The 20,626-nt window shown below is 68.0% G+C and carries 20 protein-coding genes and 1 pseudogene; 11 read left to right on the forward strand and 10 right to left on the reverse strand.

What is annotated here, in order from left to right:
* Positions 1-2: 2 nt before the first annotated feature.
* Complete coding sequence (locus K2L43_RS12980) at positions 3-971, forward strand: tripartite tricarboxylate transporter substrate binding protein BugE (RefSeq protein WP_015913802.1); 969 nt, start codon at positions 3-5, stop codon at positions 969-971.
* A gap of 16 nt (positions 972-987) precedes the next feature.
* Here K2L43_RS12980 and K2L43_RS12985 read toward each other — a convergent pair whose 3' ends face one another.
* Entirely contained in the window at positions 988-1,950 is a 963-nt protein-coding gene (locus tag K2L43_RS12985) for an IS110 family transposase (RefSeq protein ID WP_370632952.1), read from the reverse strand.
* A gap of 338 nt (positions 1,951-2,288) precedes the next feature.
* Between K2L43_RS12985 and K2L43_RS12990 the strand changes: the two are divergent.
* The 3 genes and pseudogenes from K2L43_RS12990 to K2L43_RS13000 form a co-directional block, all read left to right on the forward strand.
* Positions 2,289-3,071 (forward strand): annotated as a pseudogene (locus K2L43_RS12990) (methyl-accepting chemotaxis protein); the annotation flags it as partial.
* Positions 3,072-3,318: 247 nt separating this feature from the next.
* Positions 3,319-3,918, forward strand: coding sequence for a hypothetical protein (locus K2L43_RS12995; RefSeq protein ID WP_220637712.1), 600 nt, complete (start codon positions 3,319-3,321; stop codon positions 3,916-3,918).
* Between the two features lie 9 nt (positions 3,919-3,927).
* The gene (locus tag K2L43_RS13000) at positions 3,928-4,575 is read left to right on the forward strand and encodes a DUF4124 domain-containing protein (protein WP_011806126.1); all 648 of its coding nucleotides are present in this window, start codon (positions 3,928-3,930) and stop codon (positions 4,573-4,575) included.
* Here K2L43_RS13000 and K2L43_RS13005 read toward each other — a convergent pair.
* Positions 4,572-5,528 (reverse strand): SDR family oxidoreductase, encoded by a 957-nt coding sequence (locus K2L43_RS13005; protein WP_220637713.1) that lies wholly within the window; start codon positions 5,526-5,528, stop codon positions 4,572-4,574. The genes K2L43_RS13000 and K2L43_RS13005 overlap by 4 nt on opposite strands.
* Positions 5,529-5,573: 45 nt before the next feature.
* Between K2L43_RS13005 and K2L43_RS13010 the strand changes: the two genes are divergently transcribed.
* On the forward strand, positions 5,574-6,626 hold the full coding sequence (locus K2L43_RS13010) for a CDP-6-deoxy-delta-3,4-glucoseen reductase (RefSeq protein WP_220637714.1): 1,053 nt from the start codon (positions 5,574-5,576) through the stop codon (positions 6,624-6,626).
* A gap of 187 nt (positions 6,627-6,813) precedes the next feature.
* Here K2L43_RS13010 and K2L43_RS13015 read toward each other — a convergent pair whose 3' ends face one another.
* Positions 6,814-7,164 (reverse strand): four-helix bundle copper-binding protein, encoded by a 351-nt coding sequence (locus tag K2L43_RS13015; RefSeq protein ID WP_103738818.1) that lies wholly within the window; start codon positions 7,162-7,164, stop codon positions 6,814-6,816.
* Between the two features lie 132 nt (positions 7,165-7,296).
* On the opposite strand from K2L43_RS13015, the gene K2L43_RS13020 reads away from it, so the two are divergent.
* Entirely contained in the window at positions 7,297-8,268 is a 972-nt protein-coding gene (locus K2L43_RS13020; RefSeq protein WP_015913806.1) for a tripartite tricarboxylate transporter substrate binding protein, read from the forward strand.
* Positions 8,269-8,531: 263 nt separating this feature from the next.
* Here K2L43_RS13020 and folK read toward each other — a convergent pair whose 3' ends face one another.
* The 4 genes from folK to hda are packed head-to-tail and all read right to left on the reverse strand — an operon-like array spanning position 8,532 to position 12,083.
* Positions 8,532-9,050: a 2-amino-4-hydroxy-6-hydroxymethyldihydropteridine diphosphokinase gene (gene folK / locus K2L43_RS13025; protein WP_253940027.1), complete on the reverse strand. Its 519-nt coding sequence runs from the start codon at positions 9,048-9,050 to the stop codon at positions 8,532-8,534.
* Positions 9,047-10,642, reverse strand: coding sequence for a polynucleotide adenylyltransferase PcnB (gene pcnB / locus K2L43_RS13030; protein WP_103738815.1), 1,596 nt, complete (start codon positions 10,640-10,642; stop codon positions 9,047-9,049). The genes folK and pcnB overlap by 4 nt, the downstream gene beginning before the upstream one ends.
* The gene (locus K2L43_RS13035; RefSeq protein WP_220637715.1) at positions 10,639-11,340 is read right to left on the reverse strand and encodes an HAD family phosphatase; all 702 of its coding nucleotides are present in this window, start codon (positions 11,338-11,340) and stop codon (positions 10,639-10,641) included. The genes pcnB and K2L43_RS13035 overlap by 4 nt, the downstream gene beginning before the upstream one ends.
* A gap of 50 nt (positions 11,341-11,390) precedes the next feature.
* A complete protein-coding gene (gene hda, locus K2L43_RS13040) occupies positions 11,391-12,083 on the reverse strand; it encodes a DnaA regulatory inactivator Hda (RefSeq protein WP_220637716.1) in 693 nt (230 codons plus the stop codon).
* Positions 12,084-12,419: 336 nt separating this feature from the next.
* Between hda and purM the strand changes: the two genes are divergently transcribed.
* The 4 genes from purM to K2L43_RS13060 all read left to right on the forward strand — a co-directional run bounded on the left by purM (position 12,420) and on the right by K2L43_RS13060 (position 16,354).
* On the forward strand, positions 12,420-13,469 hold the full coding sequence (gene purM / locus K2L43_RS13045; protein WP_220637717.1) for a phosphoribosylformylglycinamidine cyclo-ligase: 1,050 nt from the start codon (positions 12,420-12,422) through the stop codon (positions 13,467-13,469).
* A gap of 18 nt (positions 13,470-13,487) precedes the next feature.
* Positions 13,488-14,567, forward strand: a complete 1,080-nt coding sequence (locus tag K2L43_RS13050) for an AI-2E family transporter (protein ID WP_220637718.1) — start codon at positions 13,488-13,490, stop codon at positions 14,565-14,567.
* Positions 14,568-14,790: 223 nt separating this feature from the next.
* Positions 14,791-15,183, forward strand: coding sequence for a universal stress protein (locus K2L43_RS13055; RefSeq protein ID WP_011806137.1), 393 nt, complete (start codon positions 14,791-14,793; stop codon positions 15,181-15,183).
* 82 nt (positions 15,184-15,265) lie between these two features.
* On the forward strand, positions 15,266-16,354 hold the full coding sequence (locus K2L43_RS13060) for an IS5-like element ISDisp1 family transposase (protein WP_011803559.1): 1,089 nt from the start codon (positions 15,266-15,268) through the stop codon (positions 16,352-16,354).
* Positions 16,355-16,596: 242 nt separating this feature from the next.
* Here K2L43_RS13060 and ppk2 read toward each other — a convergent pair whose 3' ends face one another.
* The 3 genes from ppk2 to murJ form a co-directional block, all read right to left on the reverse strand.
* Complete coding sequence (gene ppk2, locus K2L43_RS13065; protein ID WP_220637719.1) at positions 16,597-17,511, reverse strand: polyphosphate kinase 2; 915 nt, start codon at positions 17,509-17,511, stop codon at positions 16,597-16,599.
* Between the two features lie 107 nt (positions 17,512-17,618).
* Positions 17,619-18,467 carry a SirB1 family protein gene (locus tag K2L43_RS13070; RefSeq protein ID WP_047350733.1) on the reverse strand — a complete coding sequence of 283 codons (849 nt, stop codon included), beginning with the start codon at positions 18,465-18,467 and terminating at the stop codon, positions 17,619-17,621.
* A 13-nt stretch (positions 18,468-18,480) separates the two neighbouring features.
* Complete coding sequence (gene murJ, locus K2L43_RS13075) at positions 18,481-20,046, reverse strand: murein biosynthesis integral membrane protein MurJ (RefSeq protein ID WP_047350742.1); 1,566 nt, start codon at positions 20,044-20,046, stop codon at positions 18,481-18,483.
* Between the two features lie 104 nt (positions 20,047-20,150).
* On the opposite strand from murJ, the gene rpsT reads away from it, so the two are divergent.
* Positions 20,151-20,453, forward strand: coding sequence for a 30S ribosomal protein S20 (rpsT, locus tag K2L43_RS13080; RefSeq protein WP_011806141.1), 303 nt, complete (start codon positions 20,151-20,153; stop codon positions 20,451-20,453).
* Positions 20,454-20,626: the final 173 nt, after the last annotated feature.

Below are 20,626 nucleotides of genomic sequence, written 5' to 3' on the forward strand. Positions count from 1 at the left end.
GCATGATTCGTCGCAGCGCACTCACCCTGGGCCTGTTGGCCCTGCTCGGCACGGCCGCCCAGGCCCAGTCCGGCTACCCCAACAAGCCCATCCGCCTGCTGGTGCCCTTCGCCGCGGGCGGCACCACCGACCTGATCGCCCGCGTGGTGGCCGAGCCCCTGGGCCGCGAGCTGGGCCAGCCCGTGGTGGTGGAGAACAAGGGCGGCGGCGGCGGCGCCATCGGTGCGGCCGAAACCGCGCGCGCCACGCCGGACGGCTACAACCTGGGCGTGGCCACCGTGTCCACCACGGCCACCAACCCGGCCATCAACCCCAAGATCCCCTACAACGTGTTCACCGACTTCACCCCGGTCGTGAACATCGCCGCCACGCCCAACGTGATTGCGGCCAACCCGCAGTTCGTCGGCAAGGAATACAAGAGCTTCCTGGCCGAAGTCAAGAAGACTCCAGGCAAGTACTCGTTCGGCTCGCCCGGCACCGGCAGCATCGGCCACCTGATGATGGAAATGTTCATGCTGGAGACCGGCACCCAGCTGGTGCACGTGCCCTACCGCGGCTCGGGCCCGGCACTGAACGACGCCGTCGCCGGCCAGATCCCGCTGATCTTCGACAACCTGCCGTCCGCCCTGCCCTTCATCAAGGACAAGCGCCTGACCGCCCTGGTGGTGGCCGCCCCGCAGCGCCTGGCCGTGCTGCCCGACGTGCCCACACTGGCCGAAGTGGGCCTGCCCAACGTGAACCGCATGGCCTATTACGGCATCATCGGACCCAAGGGTCTGCCCAAGGACATCGTGGACAAGGTCAACGCCGCAGTGCACAAGGTGCTGAAGGACCCTGCGGTGCGCAAGCGCATTGAGGACACGGGCTCGCTGATCGTGGCCGACACGCCGGCGAAGTTCGCCCAGGAAATCAAGGCGGAGTACACGGCTTACAAAAACGTGGTGGACAAGCAGAAGCTCACCATGGACTGAGTAACCGTCTTCGAAGTCAAGCGCAATGAAGCGACTTGTCCCAAGGTTTTCCAGTGCGCACCATGGCGTTGAGCGTGGTGAGCAACTTGCGCATGCAAGCGACCAGGGCGACCTTGGGCAACTTGCCAGCGGCCTTCAGACGCTCGTAGAAGGCCTTGATGGCCGGGTTGTAGCGGGTGGCCGTGAGCGTTGCCATGTACAGCACGCGGCGGATCTCGAAGCGCCCGCCTTGTACGCGCCGCCTGCCCTTGCTGCCGCCGGAGTCATTGGCCATGGGCGCCACGCCCACCAATGCAGCGATCTCGCGCCGGTTCAGCCGGCCCAGCTCTGGCAGCTCGGCAATCATCGTGGCACTGGCCACCGGGCCGACTCCCGCAGCCGACTGCAGCAGCGTGTCGAGCTCCCCAAAGTGCTCGCGCACATGCGTGACCATCTGCTCTTCGATCTCATCGAGCTGCGCCTTGATCGCCGCCTCGATGGCCTCGATGCTGGCGTGCAGCTTCTTGGGCGTGATCTGCAGCCGTTGGCGCTCCGAATGGAGCATGGTCAGCAACTGGCGCCTGCGCGTGACCAGGGCCGCGAGCCACTGCTGGCGCTCATCGGCCAGGGGGCGCAAGAAGCGCTGCAGATCGTCGCGGCGCAGCAGCACCGCTGCCAGCTCGGCCAGCGTGCGCGCATCCACCGCGTCGGTCTTGGCCAGGCGTCCCATGGATTTGGCGAAGTCGCGCGCCTGGCGCGGGTTGATGACCGCCACGGGCAGGCCTGTGGCCTGCAGGGCACACGCTAACGCGGCCTCGTAGCCGCCGGTGGCCTCCATCACCACCAGACCCACGTCCAGGGGCTGCAGGACAGCCGCCAGCGCCGAGTGGCCTTCGGCATCGTTGTCAAACCGCTGGGCGCTGCTCTTGGCACCCAGCACACAGACATCCACGTGCGCCTTGGCCACGTCGATGCCCACCGTCACTGAGGTAACAGACATGATCTTCAGATCCCTTGCTTGTGCATGCGCGCTCAATCAAGGCGCGCGTAACCGTTCGGGCTTCACGAAGACCAGCGCGGCGGCCATGCGTTCTGTACTCAGTCACGGGCTCTATCACCCCAGCGCCTACCAAACTGCACGGGCCGGTCTGGCCGCCTCAACGGCGTTCAGACTCTACCGCGCTGGTCTGGTTTAAAGATACAAGCGCGCACCGCCTCCACCCTCACCAGCCCCGCCACCCGCGGGGCTTTTTCGTTTGCGCCATGAGTGCAACGGCAGGCCTTCCTGACATGCCCAAGCATTACAGGGCAATTACCTATTGAAACAAAATACAAGAAAGAGTCAACGCGCGCCAAGTGGCACTGGCCAGCACCGAGATCGCCCAGGGCAACAACGACCTGTCGGCCCGCACCGAGCAGCAGGCCGGCGCGCTGGAGGAAACGTCCGCCTCCATGGAGGAGCTGAGTTCCACCGTGCGCCAGAACGCCGACAACGCGCGCCAGGCCAACCAGCTGGCCGCCAACGCCTCGCAGGTCGCCAGCCAGGGCGGCGAAGTGGTGACCCAGGTCGTCACCACCATGCAGGGCATCAACGAAAGCAGCCACCGCATCGCGGACATCATCGGCGTCATCGACGGCATTGCCTTCCAGACCAACATCCTGGCGCTGAACGCCGCGGTGGAGGCCGCACGCGCCGGCGAGCAGGGCCGCGGATTCGCCGTGGTGGCCGGCGAGGTGCGCGCGCTGGCCCAGCGCTCGGCCGCCGCGGCCAAGGAGATCAAGCAACTGATCCACACCAGCGTGGAGCGGGCGGAGCAGGGGTCCGCACTGGTCGGCCAAGCCGGCGCCACCATGACGGAGGTGGTGACAGCCATTCAGCGGGTGAGCGGCATCGTGGCCGAGATCAGCACCGCCAGCCAGGAGCAAAGCGCCGGGGTGCACCAGGTGAGCGATGCCGTGGCGCAGATGGACCAGGCCACGCAGCAGAACGCCGCACTGGTGGAGGAAAGCGCAGCCGCCGCCGACAGCCTGAAGCTGCAGGCCGAGCAACTGGTGCAGTCCGTGGCCCTGTTCCGCCTGCGCGCCGACGGCTCCGTGCCCGCAGCACAACAGCACGGATAGGCAGCGTCGGCGCTCTTGCGCCAGGCGGAATCATCGCGCGCCGCGCGGCCGCCAGGCCCTGCGCTGGCGGCGAAACACCCCGTCACAATGGTGAAGAGGCGGCAAAGCCTGACAAAGCCGGTCCGGTAGGGTCAACCAAAATGGCCCGACGCGCGTCTGACACACAAGAGGTGGCAGCGAGACCACCGCTTTTACCATCACAGCGCCGGCCCGGACCGCCCGGCGTGCTTACCCGGGAGACCTCTCCATGCCTCTTTCGCGTTGGACTTCTGTGCGCATCCTCACCGCCGGCGTGTTCGCCTCGCTGGCTGTCGGCTGCGCGGCTGTGCCGGGTGACCCCTACTACGATGGGGGCGGCTACTATCCCGCGCCATCGTCCATGACGGTGTACGAGCAGCCCGGCGTGATCTATACCGCCCCGCCGTTAGGCTGGCGCGACTACCCCCCGCCGCCTTCCGGCTGGCGTGAAGACGCGTGGCGCGAGCGCCAGTGGCGGGAAGCGCGTGAGCGCCAATGGCGCGAGGCCCAGGAGCGCGAACGCCGTGAGGCGGACCGTCGTCGCGAAGCCGACCGCCGCCGCGATGCGGACCGCCGTGAAGCCGACCGGCGCGAAGCGGAACGCCGCCGCGACGCCGAACGTTGGGAGGCCGAACGCCGCCGCGACTGGGACCAGCGCCGTAAGGAAGACCAACTGCTGCGCCACCCCAACCCCGACGTGGCACGCGAACGGCAGCTGCAGTTCGAACGTGACCGCCGCGCGGAGCGCGAAGCCGAGCGGGAGCGACGCAACCAGGCATTCCAGCCCCAGCCCGGCGACCGCCCCAACCCGCGCCCCGACTGGCGCTGAAGGCCGCCCATGACCCGAGCCCTGCCTGGCTCCCTTGGCACCGTCAGTGCCGCGCTGGCGCTGACGCTGGTTACCTGTCTGCCCCTGCCGTCAATGGCCCAGGTGGTGCGCTGCACCGACCCGGCCACGGGCAAGGTGACTTACACCGATGGCGACTGCGGCCGCGGCCAGTCCGCACGCGAAGTCGAAGCCCGCAAGACCCCCCAGGAAATCCAGCAGGAGCGCGAGCAAGCCGCCGAAGCCCTGGAGCGCAAGCAGGAGCGACAGCAATGGGAGCGCCAGCAACAGCGCGACGCCGAGCCCGCGACGCGTGCAGCGCGCCCTCGCGCCACCCCGGCCGATCCATCGCAATCCGTAGACTGCCAGCGCGCACGGCGCAACCTGCAGGAGGTGCTCTCCACCATGGGCCGCGGCATGTACGACGAGCAGGCGCGGCTGGATGCGGCGCAGCGCCAGGCTGACCTCGCGTGCCTGAGTCCGGCGGACTATGCACGCGCGGAGAGCGCGCGCTCCAGCCGCACCGTCTATCCCTCGCCCTACTACGCCCCGCCGGTGGTGGTGGTGCCACCACGGCCCGCGCCGCCGCCGCGGCGCGAAATCACGCACTGCAACGTGTTTCGCTGCTACGACAAGCAGGGCAACACCTACCCCCGCTAAGGGTGCGGTGCCTGAAGCCCTTCGCGCACGGTCGGATAGCGCAAACGCAGGCGCAGTTCGCGCGCCATGCGCGTAGTGGTCAACCGCCGCGATTCGCCCATGAAACTCAGCAGCGACAGCGGTAGCTGCTCCTGCGCGGTACTGCGCTGCACGCGCGGCGGACGCGGCAAGCCATAGAGGTCGGCCGCGAAGTCGAAGTAGTCTCCCATCTTGAGCTGGCTGTCGTCTGCCACGTTGTAGATACGTTGCGCACGAGCGCGCCACAGCGCCAGCATGCAGGCCCGCGCCAGGTCATCCGCATGGATGTGGTTGGTATAGACGTCGTCAGGCTCGGCCAGCACGGGCGTGCCGCGGCGCAGGCGCGCTTCGGGCGTGCCGCCCTCACGGTCAGGGGCGTAGATGCCGGGCACGCGCAGAATGCTCACGGGCACGCCCGCACGACCCAGGTGACGCATGGCGCGCTCGGCATTCACGCGGCGCTGCGCGCGCGGCGTGGCGGGCGCCACGGGCCGCGACTCGGGCACCCAGGCCCCCGCGCAGTCGCCATACACGCCGCTGGTGGAGGCATACACCAGGGATTGCGGCAGCGTGCGCCGGCGCAGCGCACGCGCCAGCGCCGTGCTGCGGGGGTCCAGCCACCAGCGCGGACCAACCTCGCGCTCGCCAGGTGGCGGCGCCAGATGCAGCACCCGCGTGGCCACGCCCGCCAGGCGCGCCAGCGTGGCCGCATCGTCCAGATTGCCCAGCAGCGGCGTGACGCCCGCCCCACGCAGCTGCGGCACGCGCGTGGGCGAGGACGTGAGCGCAAGCACGCGCGGGCGGCCACTCCCGCCCTGGGGTCCGGTCAGGCTGCGCACCACGCGCAGCCCCACGTCGCCGCAGCCAATGATGAGCACGCGCTGGCGGCGAAAGCGCGCCGGCAGGGCGCCGAGAGGGTTTTGGATTGAGGGCAAAATCGGTCGGTTTGCTTGAAGACAACTCCAAGGATACCCACTGTCATGACCAGCGCAGAGACCGCATTCCAGATCACCGTGCAGCCCAGTGGCCGTGCCTTCGAGGCGCAGGCTGGCGAAACCATCCTGTCCGCGGCCATCCGCGGCGGCGTGGGCATGCCCTACGGTTGCAAGGACGGTGCCTGCGGCTCGTGCAAGTGCAAGAAGCTCAGCGGCTCGGTGGTGCACGGCGATCACCAACAGAAGGCGCTGAGCACCGAGGAGGAAGAAGCCGGCTTCGTGCTCACCTGCTGTGCCCAGCCGCTGACCGACGTGGTGCTGGAATCGCGCCAGGTGACCGACGAGAGCGCCTATCCCATCAAGAAGCTGCCGGTGCGCGTGGCGGCGCTCACGCGCGCATCGCACGATGTGATGCAGGTGCGCCTGCAACTGCCCGCGGCCGACACCTTCCGCTACCACGCAGGCCAGTACATCGAATTCATCCTGCGTGACGGCGCGCGCCGCGCGTACTCCATGGCCAACGCACCCCACACGCAGGAAGGCGCGCCAGGCGTGGAGCTGCACATCCGCCACATGCCCGGCGGGCGCTTCACCGACCATGTGTTCAACGCCATGAAGGAGAAGGAAATCCTGCGCGTGGAGGGCCCTTTCGGCAGCTTCTTCCTGCGCGAGGATTCCGACAAGCCCATGGTGTTTCTGGCTTCGGGCACGGGCTTTGCGCCCATCAAGGCGCTGATCGAACACATGCAGCACAAGGGCATCACGCGCCCGGCCACGCTCTACTGGGGCGGGCGCCGCCCGGCGGACCTGTACATGGACGGCTGGATCCGCGAGCGCCTGGCCGCGCTGCCAAACCTGCGCTACGTGCCCGTGGTCTCCGACGCCCTGCCCGAGGACGGCTGGGCTGGCCGCACGGGCTTCGTGCACCAGGCGGTCATGGAGGACATTGCCGACCTCTCGGGCTATCAGGTCTATGCCTGCGGCGCGCCCATCGTGGTGGACTCGGCCCGCGCCGCCTACAGCGCGGAGCGTGGCCTGCCGCCCGACGAGTTCTACGCCGACGCGTTCACGTCCGAGGCCGACAAGCACGGCGGCTGACGGGCGCTTCCCCGCGGCGCACCGCGCACGACCCTGCGCCACGCAACGGGCGTTGCGCCCGGCCAGCAGGTGTCGTGGAACGGGATCTGCCAGACCACGGGCGCCGTGCGCGATCCGCGGCGCACGGCACCGCGAAGTGCTGCAACAGGGCCGCGATAAGCGCCGCCGCTCAGGGAGCGTGCTTCGCTCAAGCGATCATGTCGCGGCACAGGCTGGCGCAGCGCTTGCAGGCTTCCGCGCAGTCCTGGCAATGATCCGCCGCGTGGCTCATGCATTCCTGTGCGCAGCTTTCGCAGATGCGCGCGCACAGCTCGCAGACATAGTTCACGTGCGGACTCTCGCGGGCCATGGTGGCAGCGGCCAGGCGACAGATGTCGGCGCAGTCCATGTCCAGCGCGATGCACTTGGCCATGTGGCGCGGGTCGGGCTCGCGCAGGCACGCCGCGGCGCAGAAATCGCAGGTGGCAGCGCATGCGTTGCAGGCCGCGATGCAGTGGGAGTAGCGTGATTCGTCCAGGATGGTGGGGGCGTCCAGCATGTCAGTCCTTTCATGGGTGGGGGCAGGCAAGGCCCGGGCCCATCGTAGAAAGATGCGCCGCGCCTTTTCGTAGGACAGGGCAGCATTGCGGCGCCACGGAAGCGTCTTCCATTTTTTGCACAATGGAGGCCTATGAACCGCAGACACCTTCTTCTTTCGGCCGCTGCCATTGGCGTGGCACTCGCAGCCCCCCTGAGCCACGCGCAGGACGCGCCGATCCGCCTGGTCGTGCCCTACGCGCCTGGCGGCCCGCTGGACGTGACGGCGCGTGCGCTGGCCGAGCGCGTGCGCGACACGCTCGGCGTGGTGGTCGTCGACAACAAGGCGGGTGCGGGCGGCAACATCGGCGCCGATCTGATCGCCAAGTCCGCGCCCGACGGGCACACCATCGGCATCGCCGCCACGGCCACGCACGCCGTGAACCCCTGGCTGTACAACCGCATGCCCTATGACGCGGCCAAGGACTTCGCCGGCATCACGCAGATGGTGCGCGTGCCCAACGTGCTGGTGGTCAACGCCGCACGGGCCGAGCAGCTCAAGATCAACACCCTGCAGGACCTGATCGCCTACGCCAAGGCCAACCCCGCCAAGCTCAACTACGGCAGCGGCGGCAACGGCAGCGCCGGCCACCTGGCGGGCGAGATGTTCAAGCAGAAGGCCGGCATCTTCGCGCTGCACATCCCCTACCGCGGCGCCAGCCCCGCGCAGCTGGCCCTGCTGGCCGGCGAGGTGGACTTCAACATCGACAACCTGGCCGCCGCCGCGCCCAACATCAAGTCGGGCAAGCTCAAGGCCCTGGCCGTCACCTCGCTGGAAGCCAGCCCCATGCTGCCCGGCGTGCCCCCGCTGTCGCAAACCTTCAAGGGCTTTGCCATCGACACCTGGTGGGGTCTGGTGGCACCCGCCGGCACGCCCAAGCCCGTGATCGCCAAGCTCAACAAGGCCTTCACAGAGGCACTCAAGGCACCGGAAACCAAGACGCGCTTTTCCGCGCTGATGGCCGAGCCCGTGGCCACCACGCCCGAGCAGTTCGACGCCTTCATGGCCGCCGAGCGCGCCAAGTACCAGCAGGTGGTGAAGGCCTCCGGCGCCAAGGTGGACTGACCGGAACGCGGCATTCCGGGTGCCACCGGAGTGCCGCGGGCGGCGCACGGCGCGACTGTCCGGGCGTGTCGTCGTCAGCCTGGGGCCAAGCCGCCCCAACGGCGCCCCCTGTTGCGCTGCCGCACCCGCCGCCACGGCGGTGACGCCTCGCAATCGGCGGCGCGCTCACATCAAAAATAAGAGCGCCTCACGCTTTCCATATGGCGGTTTGCAGGTGCTTTCACCTTCAAACGTCCGCACGACCAGCGCAAGCAGCTATTAATTCAGGAGTTTGCGCCCAGCCATTCGGTGGCTTCGGCCAGGCGCTCGATGCGCTGGCCGCTGGCCAGGGCGCGCTGGGCGGCTGTGCCACACGTCTGGGCCAGGCCGGGCGCCAGTTCCGCCAAAGGAAGGAGCACGAAGGCCCGCTCGCCCATGCGCGGGTGGGGCAGCGTGAGTTCGGCGCCGTCCAGGCGCTCCTCCCCGTACAACAGCAGATCCAGGTCCAGCGTGCGTGGCGCGTTGCGGTAGGGGCGCTCGCGCCCCGCGGCCTGCTCGATGGCCTGCAGGGCATGCAGCAGCGCCAGTGGCGCCAAGGTGGTCTGCAACTGCGCCACGGCATTGAGATAGTCGGGCCCGCCGGCATCCACCGGCGCGCTGCGGTACAGCGACGAGACCTGCCGCACCTGGGTGCCGGGCAACGCGCCCATCGCCCGCACCGCGTCGCGCAGCGCGCCGCGCGCATCCCCCAGATTAGCGCCCAGGCCCACCCAGGCGCTGGCCGCCACGGAAGGCGGGGTCACGCCTCGCCCGCGGGCGCGCCACCCTCGGATGCACCGCTGCCCGTGGGCTTGCGGCGACGGCGGCGGCGCTTCTTGGGCGCAGCAGCGTCCTCTGCCGCTGGCTCGGCCAGGGAATCACCGGCATCGCTGGCCCTGCGCGGGGGCTCGGCGTCGTCCGTGGCGACTGGCGCGGCCTTGGGCACGCGCCGTACCGTGGGCTGGGCCTTGCGCTGGCGCGCGCGCTGCTCCTCGCGCGCCTGCTCGATCATGTCCTCACGGCGCGCATCGTCGGCCAGCGAAAATTCCTGCCACCACTCGGCCAGCGCCTCCTCCACCTCGCCCACGTCCGCGCGCAGGCGCAGGAAGTCGAAGCCCGCGCGAAAACGCAGGTGCGCCACCATGCCGAAGGGCGTGCTGCCCGAGCGTTTCTCGAAGCGCGGCTGCATGACCCAGATCTCGCGCATGTCCGCCGCCAGCTTGCCGCGGCCGGAGACATCGCCGATGCGCTTGTCGAACACATCGTCGATCGCATCCTGCAGCGCCGGGAAGGGCTGCTGGCGCCCCAGGCGCTGCTCCCAGCCGGCCTTCACGTCCTGCCACAGCACACAGGCCAGCAGGAAGCTGGGCGCAACGGGCTTGCCCTCGCCCACGCGGCGGTCGGTGTCGGCCAGCGCGGCCTGCACGAACGGGTGGCTGGAACGGTCCACCACCACGTCCAGCAGCGGGTAGATGCCCGTGGCCAGCCCCAGGGACTTGAGCTGCGCGATCGAGGCCAGTGCGTGGCCGGTCTGCAGCAGCTTCAGCATCTCGTCGAACAGGCGGCTTTGCGGCACCTCCCGCAGCAGCGGCTCGCACTCCACCAGGGGCTTGGCGGTCTTGGGCTCCAGGGCAAAGCCCAGCGGGCTGAGCTTGGCCGCAAAGCGCACGGCGCGGATGATGCGCACGGGGTCCTCGCGGTAGCGCGTGGCCGGGTCGCCGATCATGCGCAGCACGCGTTTCTTGGCGTCCTCGATGCCCTTGTGGAAGTCCACCACGACCTCGGTCTCTGGGTCGTAGTACATGGCGTTGACGGTGAAGTCGCGCCGCGTGGCGTCCTCGTCCTGCGGTCCCCAGACGTTGTCGCGCAGCACGCGGCCGCTGGCGTCCACGGCATGGTGCATGCCGGCCAGCTGGGCCTTGCTGGTCTTTTCGTTGCCCCCCACCTGCTCGGCTGCCGCGTTGTCCATGTAGGCACGGAAAGTGGAGACCTCGATCACCTCATGCTCGCGCCCGCGGCCGTGCACCACGTGCACGATGCGAAAGCGCTTACCGATGATGAAGGCGCGCCGGAACAGGCCCTTGACCTGCTCGGGCGTGGCGTTGGTGGCCACGTCGAAGTCCTTGGGCTTGAGGCCCAGCAGCAGGTCGCGCACCGCGCCGCCGACGATGTAGGCCTCGTAGCCCGCCTGCTTGAGTGTGCGCACCACGTCGCTGGCGCGGCGGTCCACCAGTTCGGGGTTGATGCCGTGCACCGCGGCGGGCACTTCCGCACGCTTGCCAAAGCGGCCGCGTGTGCCACGGCCCGCACCGGCGGCGCCCTTGCCCAGCAGTTTGTCGATGAAGGTCTTGATCATGGGTGTGGGGGAAACAGGTCCAGAATGCGCCAGCCGCGCTGGGAAGCCAGTGCGCGCAGGCGTGGATCGGGGTTGGTGGCGACGGGATGATCCACCTTTTCCAGCAGCGGCACATCGTTCATGGAGTCACTGTAGAACGTGCTGTCCACGTCCGTCCAGCGCAGGCCGCGCTCGGCCAGCCATTGCTCCATGCGCTGCACCTTGCCCTCGCGCATGGAGGGCACGCCGCGAATGCCGCCGGTGATCCAGCCGTCGTCGCCGCGCTCCAGCTCCACGGCGACCAGCTGATCCACGCCCAACGCCAGGGCGATGGGGCGGGTGACGAACTCGTTGGTGGCGGTGATGATGAGCACCTCGTCGCCCGCGTCGCGGTGGCGCTGCACCAGCGCGCGCGCTTCCTCGCGCAGCGCGGGCTGGATCACCTCGCGCATGAACTGCGCGTGCGCCAGGGCCGCCGCCTCGGCGCCGCGCTGGCGAATGGCGTCGGTGGCGAAGCGCACGTAGTCGTGCACGTCCAGCCGCCCGGCGACGTAGTCGTCGTAGAACGCCTTGTTGCGCCGGCCGAACTCTTCGCGGTCGGCCCAGCCGAGGCGGATGGTGAATTCGCCCCACTCGTAGTCCGAATCCAGGGGCAGCAGGGTGTGGTCCAGGTCGAACAGGGCCAGTCGGCGGCGTTGTACCTGCGTGTCAAAGGTCATGCGTTGATTGCAATGGGTGGATGAAAGCGCCCTGCACCGATGGCCTCGCGCTACTCGGTCTCCAGCATGGTCTTGAGCAGCGGGACGGTGACGGCGCGCTGCGTGCGCAGCGCAAAGCTGTCGAGCCGGTCCAGCAGCTGCATGAGGCTGCCCAGGTCGCGCGAAAAGCGGCCCAGCATGTAGTTCATGACCTCATCGGCCAGGAAGATGCCGCGCGCATCGGCCTGCTGGCGCAGCACGGCGCGGCGCTCCTGCTCATCCAGCAGCTGGAGCTGGAACACGTGGCCCCAGCCCAGCCGTGTGCGCAGGTCGTCGCGCAGCGGCAGGTCGGCCGGCGGCAGGTCGCCCGCGGCCAGTACCCAGCGGGGTGCTCCTTCGGTGGGGTTGATGGCGTTGACGAACCAGTTGAAAGCCGCCGCCTGCTGCGCCGTGGTGTATAGGTGCACTTCCTCGAGCAGCACCGCGCTCCAGCGCTCGTCGAAGGCCGAGGGCAGCGCCACGGAGGCGTCGAGCCAGCCCACGCTGGCGCCCTGCCCGCGCAGCGCCTCGTACGTGGCCCGCAGCAGATGCGACTTGCCGGTGCCCGTTTCGCCCCACAGGTAGGTGGGCACGGGCGAGCGCGGCGCGGCGCCACCGGCCACCGCCAGCCGCAGGTGCTGCAGTGCCTGCGCGTTGGGGCCGGCATGGAAGTTGTCGAGCGTGGGGCCGGTCACCAGGCCAATGTCCAGGGCCAGCTGCTTCATGGCGAGCGCCACCCGCGCAAATGCGGCGCGCCCCGGCCTCCGCGCGCAATGCGGAGCCTGGCCGGGCCGTAACGGGATGGAGTGGATGGCATGGGAGGCAAGGTAGGGGACGCGTCGCGGTTCACCGCCGCGAAACCACGGAGGCACCCGGAAAGCGGGTGGCACGCAGGGCGTGCAACCCGCGATTTTAGTGCGTCGATGGCCCAGACGACCCGAGCCCGGGCCGCGTGCGGCGCAGCCCGCCGCGCGGGGGCATTCGCGACCCGCCCGGGCGGACCCTTAAAATCCCCGCTTTCCGGCCCGCCGACCGCGGCCCTCAGCACTGACGCACATCCCATGAGTTCCTCTGTCCCCTCCACTCCCATCTCCTACAAAGACGCCGGCGTCGACATCGACGCAGGCGACGCGCTGGTCGAGCGCATCAAGCCGCTGGCCAAGAAGACCCTGCGCGAGGGGGTGATGGCGGGCATCGGCGGCTTTGGCGCGCTGTTCGAGGTGCCCAAGCGCTACCAGGAGCCGGTGCTGGTCTCGGGCACCGACGGCGTGGGCACCAAGCTCAAGCTGGCGTTCGAGTGGAACATGCACGACACCGTGGGCATCGACCTGGTGGCCATGAGCGTCAACGACGTGCTGGTACAGGGCGCCGAGCCTCTGTTCTTCCTGGACTACTTCGCCTGCGGCAAGCTGGACGTGGACACCGCCGCCGCAGTGGTGGGGGGCATCGCCCGTGGCTGTGAGCTGAGCGGCTGCGCACTGATCGGCGGCGAGACGGCCGAGATGCCCGGCATGTACCCCGACGGTGAATACGACCTGGCCGGCTTTGCCGTGGGCGCGGTCGAGAAGTCGAAGATCCTCACCGGCCAGACGGTGAAACCCGGCGACGTGGTGCTGGGCCTGGCCTCCAGCGGCGTGCATTCCAACGGTTTTTCGCTGGTGCGCAAGTGCATCGAGCGCGCCGCGGCCGCCGGCACGCTGCCCGACACGCTGGACGGCAAGCCCTTCAAGGCCGCCGTCATGGAGCCCACGCGCCTGTACGTGAAGAACGTGCTGGCCGCGCTGGCACAGCATCCGATCAAGGCCCTGGCCCACATCACCGGTGGTGGCCTGCTGGAGAACATTCCGCGGGTACTGCCCGAAGGCACGGCCGCCCACCTGAAGGCCGGCAGCTGGCCGCAGACCGAACTGTTCGCCTGGCTGCAAGAGACCGCCGGCATCGACGACATCGAGATGAACCGCACGTTCAACAACGGCATCGGCATGGTGGTGGTCGTGCCGGCGGAGGCCGCCGATGCCACGGCCGCCACGCTGCGCGCGCTGGGCGAGGCGGTGTACGCCATCGGCGCCATTGCCGAGCGTGGCGACGGCGCCGCCGTCGTCGTGGGCTGATCCAGCGCGATTGGCACGATGCCTTCGGGTCAGCCGCCGCAAGGCTCCGCCGCCACGCCTGCCGCCCTGAGGCCGCCATTCGCGCCCGCCACGCGGGGCGTGGTGATCGCCAGCTACGTGCTGATGGGCGCCGCGCTGCTGCTCGTGATGCTGCGCGGGCTGCTGCCCGGGCTGCTGTGCGTGTGCCTGGGTTTTCTGCTCACGCGTTGGCTGGCGCCACGCCTGGCGTGGTTCCCGTCGCGCACGGCGAACAGCATGGCAACCCGCGGCCAGACGGCAGCCGCCACGCTGGTCATGCTGTCTCCCTTGGTGCTGCTGGCGCTGGCGCTGTCGCATTCGCGCACCTATATCGTCGACGCCCCCCAGCAATACCGCGAACTGCTGGACTTCCTGGCCCGCACCGTGCTGGAACTGCGGCTGAAGCTGCCCACCGACATCGCGGCCCAGTTGCCCGAAGGCGCCGCCGAAATCCAGCGCACCATCGCCGCCTATCTGGCCGCCAAGGCTGGCGCCCTGGCCATGGCGGGGCGCGCCTGGCTCACGGGCCTGCTGTATGCCTATGTGGGCCTGCTGATCGGGGCACTGGCCGCCGTACGCAGCGTGGGCGCTTCACGCGGCCCCTTGGCACAAGAGCTGGTGCTGCGCATCGCGCGTATGGGAGAGGCCTTCCGCCAGATCGTCGCGGCGCAGTTCTGGATTGCCGCCTTCAACACGCTGCTCACCGCCCTGTTCCTGTTGCTGGTGCTGCCCCTGTGGGACTTGGAACTGCCCTACACCCCCGCTTTGATCACCCTGACCTTCGTGGCCGGCCTGGTGCCCATCGTGGGCAACCTGCTGTGCAACGCAGTCATCACGCTGGTGGGGCTGTCGGTATCGCCCGTTGCGGCCGTGGCCTGCCTGGCCTTCCTGATCCTGATCCACAAGGCCGAGTACGTGATCAACGCCAAGGTCGTGGGGCGGCGCACCCACATGGGCGTGTGGGAGCTGCTGTCGGTGATGTTCGTGGCCGAAGCCGTCTTCGGCCCCGCGGGGCTGGTGGCGGCACCGCTGTTCTACGCCTACCTGAAGAAAGAGCTGGAAGCCGCGCGGCTGGTATAACCGCCGCGCCGCAAAAACCATAGCTGCTCGCGCTTGTCCAGCAAGCGCTGCAGGGCTTTTTCACCCCCAAAACCTCTTCCCGCGTCCGGCGCGGCGCCTGGCCCCCATCGCGCGCCCCGCACCCGGGATGACACTCGCCAACGCCTGCGATGTTGGGCTATTCTGGCGGCTGGCGCGCAGTGCGCCAGACACATCGTCATCACAGCCATAAGGGAGACTTTGCATGACCATTCTCGTCGCCTACGTTCCACGCCCCGAAGGCCGGGCCGCGCTGGACAAGGGCATCGAAATCGCCACTCGTCGCAATGAACGCCTGGTCGTCGTCAACGCCGGCCCCGGCGGGCGCCAGGAAGACCCCAGCATCGTCAACGGCTACGAGGCCGAACGTGTGGAGGAGCGCCTGGCCACGCTGCCGATCGAGGCCGAGTTCAAGCAGTTCGTGCGCGGCAAGAGCACCATCGAGGAGATCGAGGAAATGGTCGCGGCGCTGCAGGTATCCGTGCTGGTGATCGGCCTGCGCAAACGCTCGCCCGTCGGCAAGCTGCTGCTGGGCAGCATGGCTCAGGAGATTTTGCTCAACGTCGATTGCCCGGTATTGGCCGTCAAGGCCGCTTAACAGGCCGTTGAAAAATCCCCCGCCGACGCCCGCGTTGGCCGCTACGATCTGAAGCCATCGGTGAACGACCCAGACGAGGACGATGAGAGGCAGTCAAGATTTCCAGGGGGCGATGTTCAGCTACATCAGCCTTGAAGAGCGCGTGCCGCAGGCACACCCGCTGCGCAAGTTGCGCGCGGTGGTTGATGCGCTGCTGGCAACCATGAACCGCGAGTTCGAAGCGGTGTACGCCCGCCGTGGCCGCCCATCGGTGCCACCGGAGATGCTGCTCAAGGCCTTGCTGCTGCAGATCCTGTTCTCCATCCGCAGCGAGCGCCAGTTGGTCGAAGCGATCAACTACAACCTGCTGTACCGCTGGTTCGTGGGCCTGAACATCGAAGACAAGGTCTGGGACCACTCCACTTTCAGCGCCAACCGCGAACGTCTGTTCAACGAAGACCTCGCCCGCGCCTTCTTCGAGCGCGTCAAGCTCAGTGCCCAGTGGGGCAAGCTCGCCAGCGACGAGCACTTCAGCGTGGACGGCACGCTCATTGACGCCTGGGCCTCGCACAAGAGCTTCAAGCGCAAAGACGACGACAGCGGCACGCCGCCTGGGCGCAACCCCGAGGTGGACTTCAAGGGGCAGGAGCGCTGCAACGACACCCACGAGAGCACCACGGACGCCGATGCCCGGCTGTTCAAGAAGAGCCAGGGCGACAAATCCCGCCTGTGCCACATGGGGCACATCCTCATGGAGAACCGCAACGGGCTGATCGTGGATGTCGAGATCACCCACGCCAGCGGCACGGCCGAGCGCGAGGCGGCGCTGGCCATGTTGGAGCGTCGGGGCAACAGGAACAAACGGGCCACGGTCGGTGCCGACAAGGGCTACGACAGCAAGGCCTTCATCAAAGGCTGCAGAAAGCTCAAAGTCACGCCCCACGTGGCGGCCAAGGACAAACACTCGGCGGTGGATGCGCGAGTGACACGGCACGAGGGCTACAAGACCAGCCTGAAGGTGCGCAAGCGCATCGAAGAGGCCTTTGGCTGGATCAAGACCGTCGGTGGTCTGGCAAAGACCAAGCTGATCGGTCAGGCCAAGCTCACGGGCCAGGCGCTGCTGTGCTTTGCCACCTACAACCTTGTGCGAATGGGCAGCATCGGCGGCTGGTGGGACGCGCATCATGCGTGAGCCCAGGGATACGTGCGCCCGAAATGGGCGGGAGGGCCTGCAAACCGGCCAGATGGGCCGTTGCAATCGCTGCGCAGACGCGTCTGGGCAGCTCGTGTCTTCGCACTCAGCGTCCCTGATGCGTTCGAAAAGCACTTTTTCAACGGCCTGTTAAAGGCACGTCCGAGCGCCCCAAGGCGCTCGGCTCCCCCGGCCTCCGCTTGCCTTGGCGTGGACAGGATCACCCGCCCAATCGCCAATCGTCAGTACCGCTCGGGCACGATCATGCTGCCGGGTGTGGGCTGGCGCAGGTAGTCCGGGTGGCGCACGCGGTCGGGCAGCACCACCTCGGTATGCGGCACATCGGCATACGGCAGCTGCTCCAGCAAGTGGGCGATGCAGTTGAGGCGCGCTTTCTTCTTGTCCACGGCCTGCACCACCCACCATGGGGCCTCGGGGATGTGGGTGCGCTCCAGCATCGCCTCCTTGGCCTTGGTGTATTCCTCCCAGCGCACGCGGCTCTCCAGGTCCATGGGGCTCAGTTTCCACTGCTTGAGCGGGTCGTGGATGCGCCCCAGGAACCGCAAGTGCTGCTCCTCGTCGGAGATCGAGAACCAGTACTTGATGAGCCGGATGCCTGAGCGCACGAGCATCTTCTCGAACTCCGGCACGCTGCGGAAGAACTCCTCGTACTCCTCCTCCGTGCAAAAGCCCATCACTTTCTCGACGCCCGCGCGGTTGTACCAGCTGCGGTCAAAGAGCACGATCTCGCCTGCCGCAGGCAGGTGCGCCACATAGCGCTGGAAGTACCACTGCGTGCGCTCGCGGTCATTGGGCGCAGGTAGCGCCGCCACGCGCACCACGCGCGGGTTCAACCGTTGGGTAATGCGCTTGATCACCCCGCCCTTGCCGGCGGCGTCGCGCCCCTCGAAGATCACCACCACCCTCTGCCTTGAGTGCTGCACCCAGTCCTGCAGCTTGACCAGCTCGCCCTGCAGGCGGAACAGCTCCCGGAAATATTGCTGGCGTGCCAGCCGGTCCACGGGCGCCTGCAGTCCGTGCTCATCGAAGGCGCGGTCCTCGATCTCCAGCTCCAACTCCTCGTCATAGCCGTCGGCCAGATCGTCGGCGATGCGTTCCATGAGTTCGTGGGAATTGATCTCGGATATATGCGGCATGACTGGTACCTTCTCAGCAGGCAGAAGATGGTGACAACTCTTCGTGTCCAGCACATGACATGGTGCGCTTTTGCCATGTTTTTGTCACATGGCACGCTTGGCCTGGATCAGAAACGGCGCAATTCTTTCACGCGCTGTGCGATCGCAGGGGCATCTTCGGCACCCGCAGCGTGGGCCAGATAGGTCTCCAGGTTCTCCAGCGCTTGCAGGGATGCGCCGCTCTCCGCATACGCCAGGCCGCGGTCGCGCCACTCGCTCCAGGCATCGGGCAGCAACACGATGAGCCGGTCCTGCACCGCCACCAGGCGACTCCAGTCCTGGCGCGCGCGGTGGATTTCCTTCAGATTGCGCAGCATGCGCGCAAGAATGTCCCGCTCCGTGGCGGCCTGCAGATACAGGCCCAGCGGAGCTTCGTCCTCCAGCGGTCCGTGTCCGCGGCGAAAAGGTTCCAGCCGCTCGCCCAGCGCTTCGCGCGAGAGGGAAAGCCCCGTCATCGGGTCCATCACGACCTGGCCCGTGGGCATGAGCACCTTGACCAGGAAATGCCCGGGAAAGGCCACCCCGTGCGCACGCAGGCCCACGCCCTGCGCCAGCTCCAGCCACAGCACCGCCAGCGAGATGGGAATGCCGCGCCGCTTCTCCAGCACGACGTGCAAATAGCTGTTGCCCGGCGCGTAGTAGTCGTTGAGATTGCCCGCGAAGCCCAGTTCGCCAAAGAAAAACTGGTTGAGCAGATTGAGCCGCAGCAGCGGTTCGGCATCCTGCGCAATGCGCCGCTGCAGCCGCGCCTGCAGGCGGTCCATCTCGTCCAGGAACTGCTGCACATCCAGGCGCGGATATTCGTCCTGCGCGATGCAGGCCGCCGACTCCAGCAACGCGATGGCGCCGCCCTGCGGCACCTGGACCAGCGACGCGAAATACTCCAGCGGCGTGGGAACGGAATAGCTCAACGCCATGCGCCCTCTCCCTTCAGCGGCGCAACAGCTGGCGCAGCTTGAGCCCGCAGGCCCACAGCGCGCCAAAGTACAGCGCGGCCGATGCGGCGAGCAGCAGCGCCAGCAGTCCCGCACGCTGCAAGCTGTGCGCTCGCAGCGCCAGCCAGTCGAAGTGGTGGGAGGCCCAGAGCAGGAACACGGCCAGCAGCGCACTAGCGGCAATCACCTGTAGCGCAAACCGGCCCCAGCCTTCGCGGGGGCGAAAGCTTCCCCGCCGCAGCAGCCCCGTGAGCAGCCACAGGGCGTTGATGAGCGCACCCAGGCCAATGGACAGCGCCAGCCCCGCGTGCGCCAGCAGGGGCACCAGCGCGGCATTCATGATCTGCGTGGCCACCAGCACCACGATGGCGATGCGCACGGGCGTGCGGATATCCTGGCTGGCGTAGTAACCCGGCGCCAGCACCTTGATGGCCACCAGGCCCAGCAACCCCGCTCCATAGCCTGCCAGCGCCACGGAGATCTGCCGTACGTCGCCGTCGTTCAGCGCACCATGGTGGAACAGCGTGGCCACCAGCGGCGTTGCGAAGGTCAGCAGTCCCACGGCGCAGGGTACGGCCAGCAGCACCACGATGCGCAGCCCCCAGTCCAGCATGGCCGAGTAGCGTTCACCATCCCCCGCAGCCTTGGCGGCCGACAACTGCGGCGTGAGCACCACGCCCAGCGCCACGCCCAGCAGGGCCGTGGGAAATTCCATGAGGCGGTCGGCATAAAACAGCCATGTCACGCTGCCCGGCGTGAGATAGGACGCGATCTGCGTGTTGATCATCAGCGAGATCTGCGCCACCCCCACGCCCAGCAACGCCGGCGCCATCAGGGTAAGAATGCGGCGCACGCCTGGGTCCTGCCAGGCACTGCGTACCCTGCCCCAGGTCATGCCGATGCGGGGCAGCAGCCCCAGGCGGCGCAATGCGGGCAGTTGCACCGCCAGTTGCAGCACCCCGCCGCCCATCACCCCGCCCACCATGGCGTAGATGGGCTCTATGCCCCGCGCCGCCAGTTGTGGCGCGCCCAGCCAAGCGGCCGCGATCATGCACAGGTTCAGCAGCACGGGTGTGGCGGCCGGCACGCCAAAGCGCTTCCAGGTGTTGAGCACGCCCGCCGAAAGGGCCACCAGCGACATGAATCCAATATAGGGGAACATCCAGCGCGTCATGAACACGGCGGCGTCGAACCCCTCCGGACTCTGGCGCAACCCGCTGGCCAGCGCCCACACGAGCAGCGGCGCTCCTACCACCCCCAGCACGCAGGTCAGTAGCAGCGCCCAGAACAGCGCCGTGGCCACGGCGTTCACAAGTGCATGGGTGTCCTCATCGCCATGCTGCGCCTTGTGCGCGGCCAGGACGGGCACGAAGGCCTGGCTGAACGCCCCTTCGGCGAACAAGCGGCGAAACAGGTTGGGAATGCGAAAAGCGACGTTGAAAGCGTCTGTCAGAACGTTGGCGCCGAACATCGAGGCCATGAGCAGATCACGCACCAGGCCCGTCACGCGGGAGGCCAGGGTCAACAGCGATACGGTGGAAGCGGCTTTGAACAGGGACACCGGCGCAAGTGTATGCGTTTGGCGTCGCGCCACGCCCGAAATGGCGGCTGCGCTATAATGGCCGGCTTTGCTGACAACATCCTCAGACACAAGGAACACATACCATGGCATCTGGAAAGCCAAAGAAAAAGAACCCCCGCCTGGCATCGGGCCGCAAGCGCGCCCGCCAAGGCCTCAAGCTGAACGCAGCCAACACCTCGCTGCGCTCCAAGTACCGCACCGCCGTCAAGAACGTCGAGAAGGCTGTTCTGGCCGGTGACAAGACCAAGGCAACCGAGTTGTTCGCCAAGGCCCAGTCCGTGCTGGACACCATCGCCGACAAGGGCATCTTCCACAAGAACAAGGCAGCTCGCGACAAGAGCCGCCTGTCCGCCAAGGTGAAAGCCTTGGCTCTGGCAGCCGCCTAAATTCACCGCCTGCCCCGCGCAGGCCAACAGCCCGGGTGGCTCGCCACCCGCCGTTTGTAACGGGTGCGCTGTCAGCAAAGCAGAGAAACCGCCTCCGGGCGGTTTTTTTGTGCCCGGCGCTGCTCGGCACAGCACCCCGGGGGCACACACGCCCACCCAAAAGAAAAGGCCTG

Source organism: Diaphorobacter sp. MNS-0, assembly GCF_019602835.1.
Lineage (GTDB): Bacteria > Pseudomonadota > Gammaproteobacteria > Burkholderiales > Burkholderiaceae_C > Diaphorobacter > Diaphorobacter nitroreducens.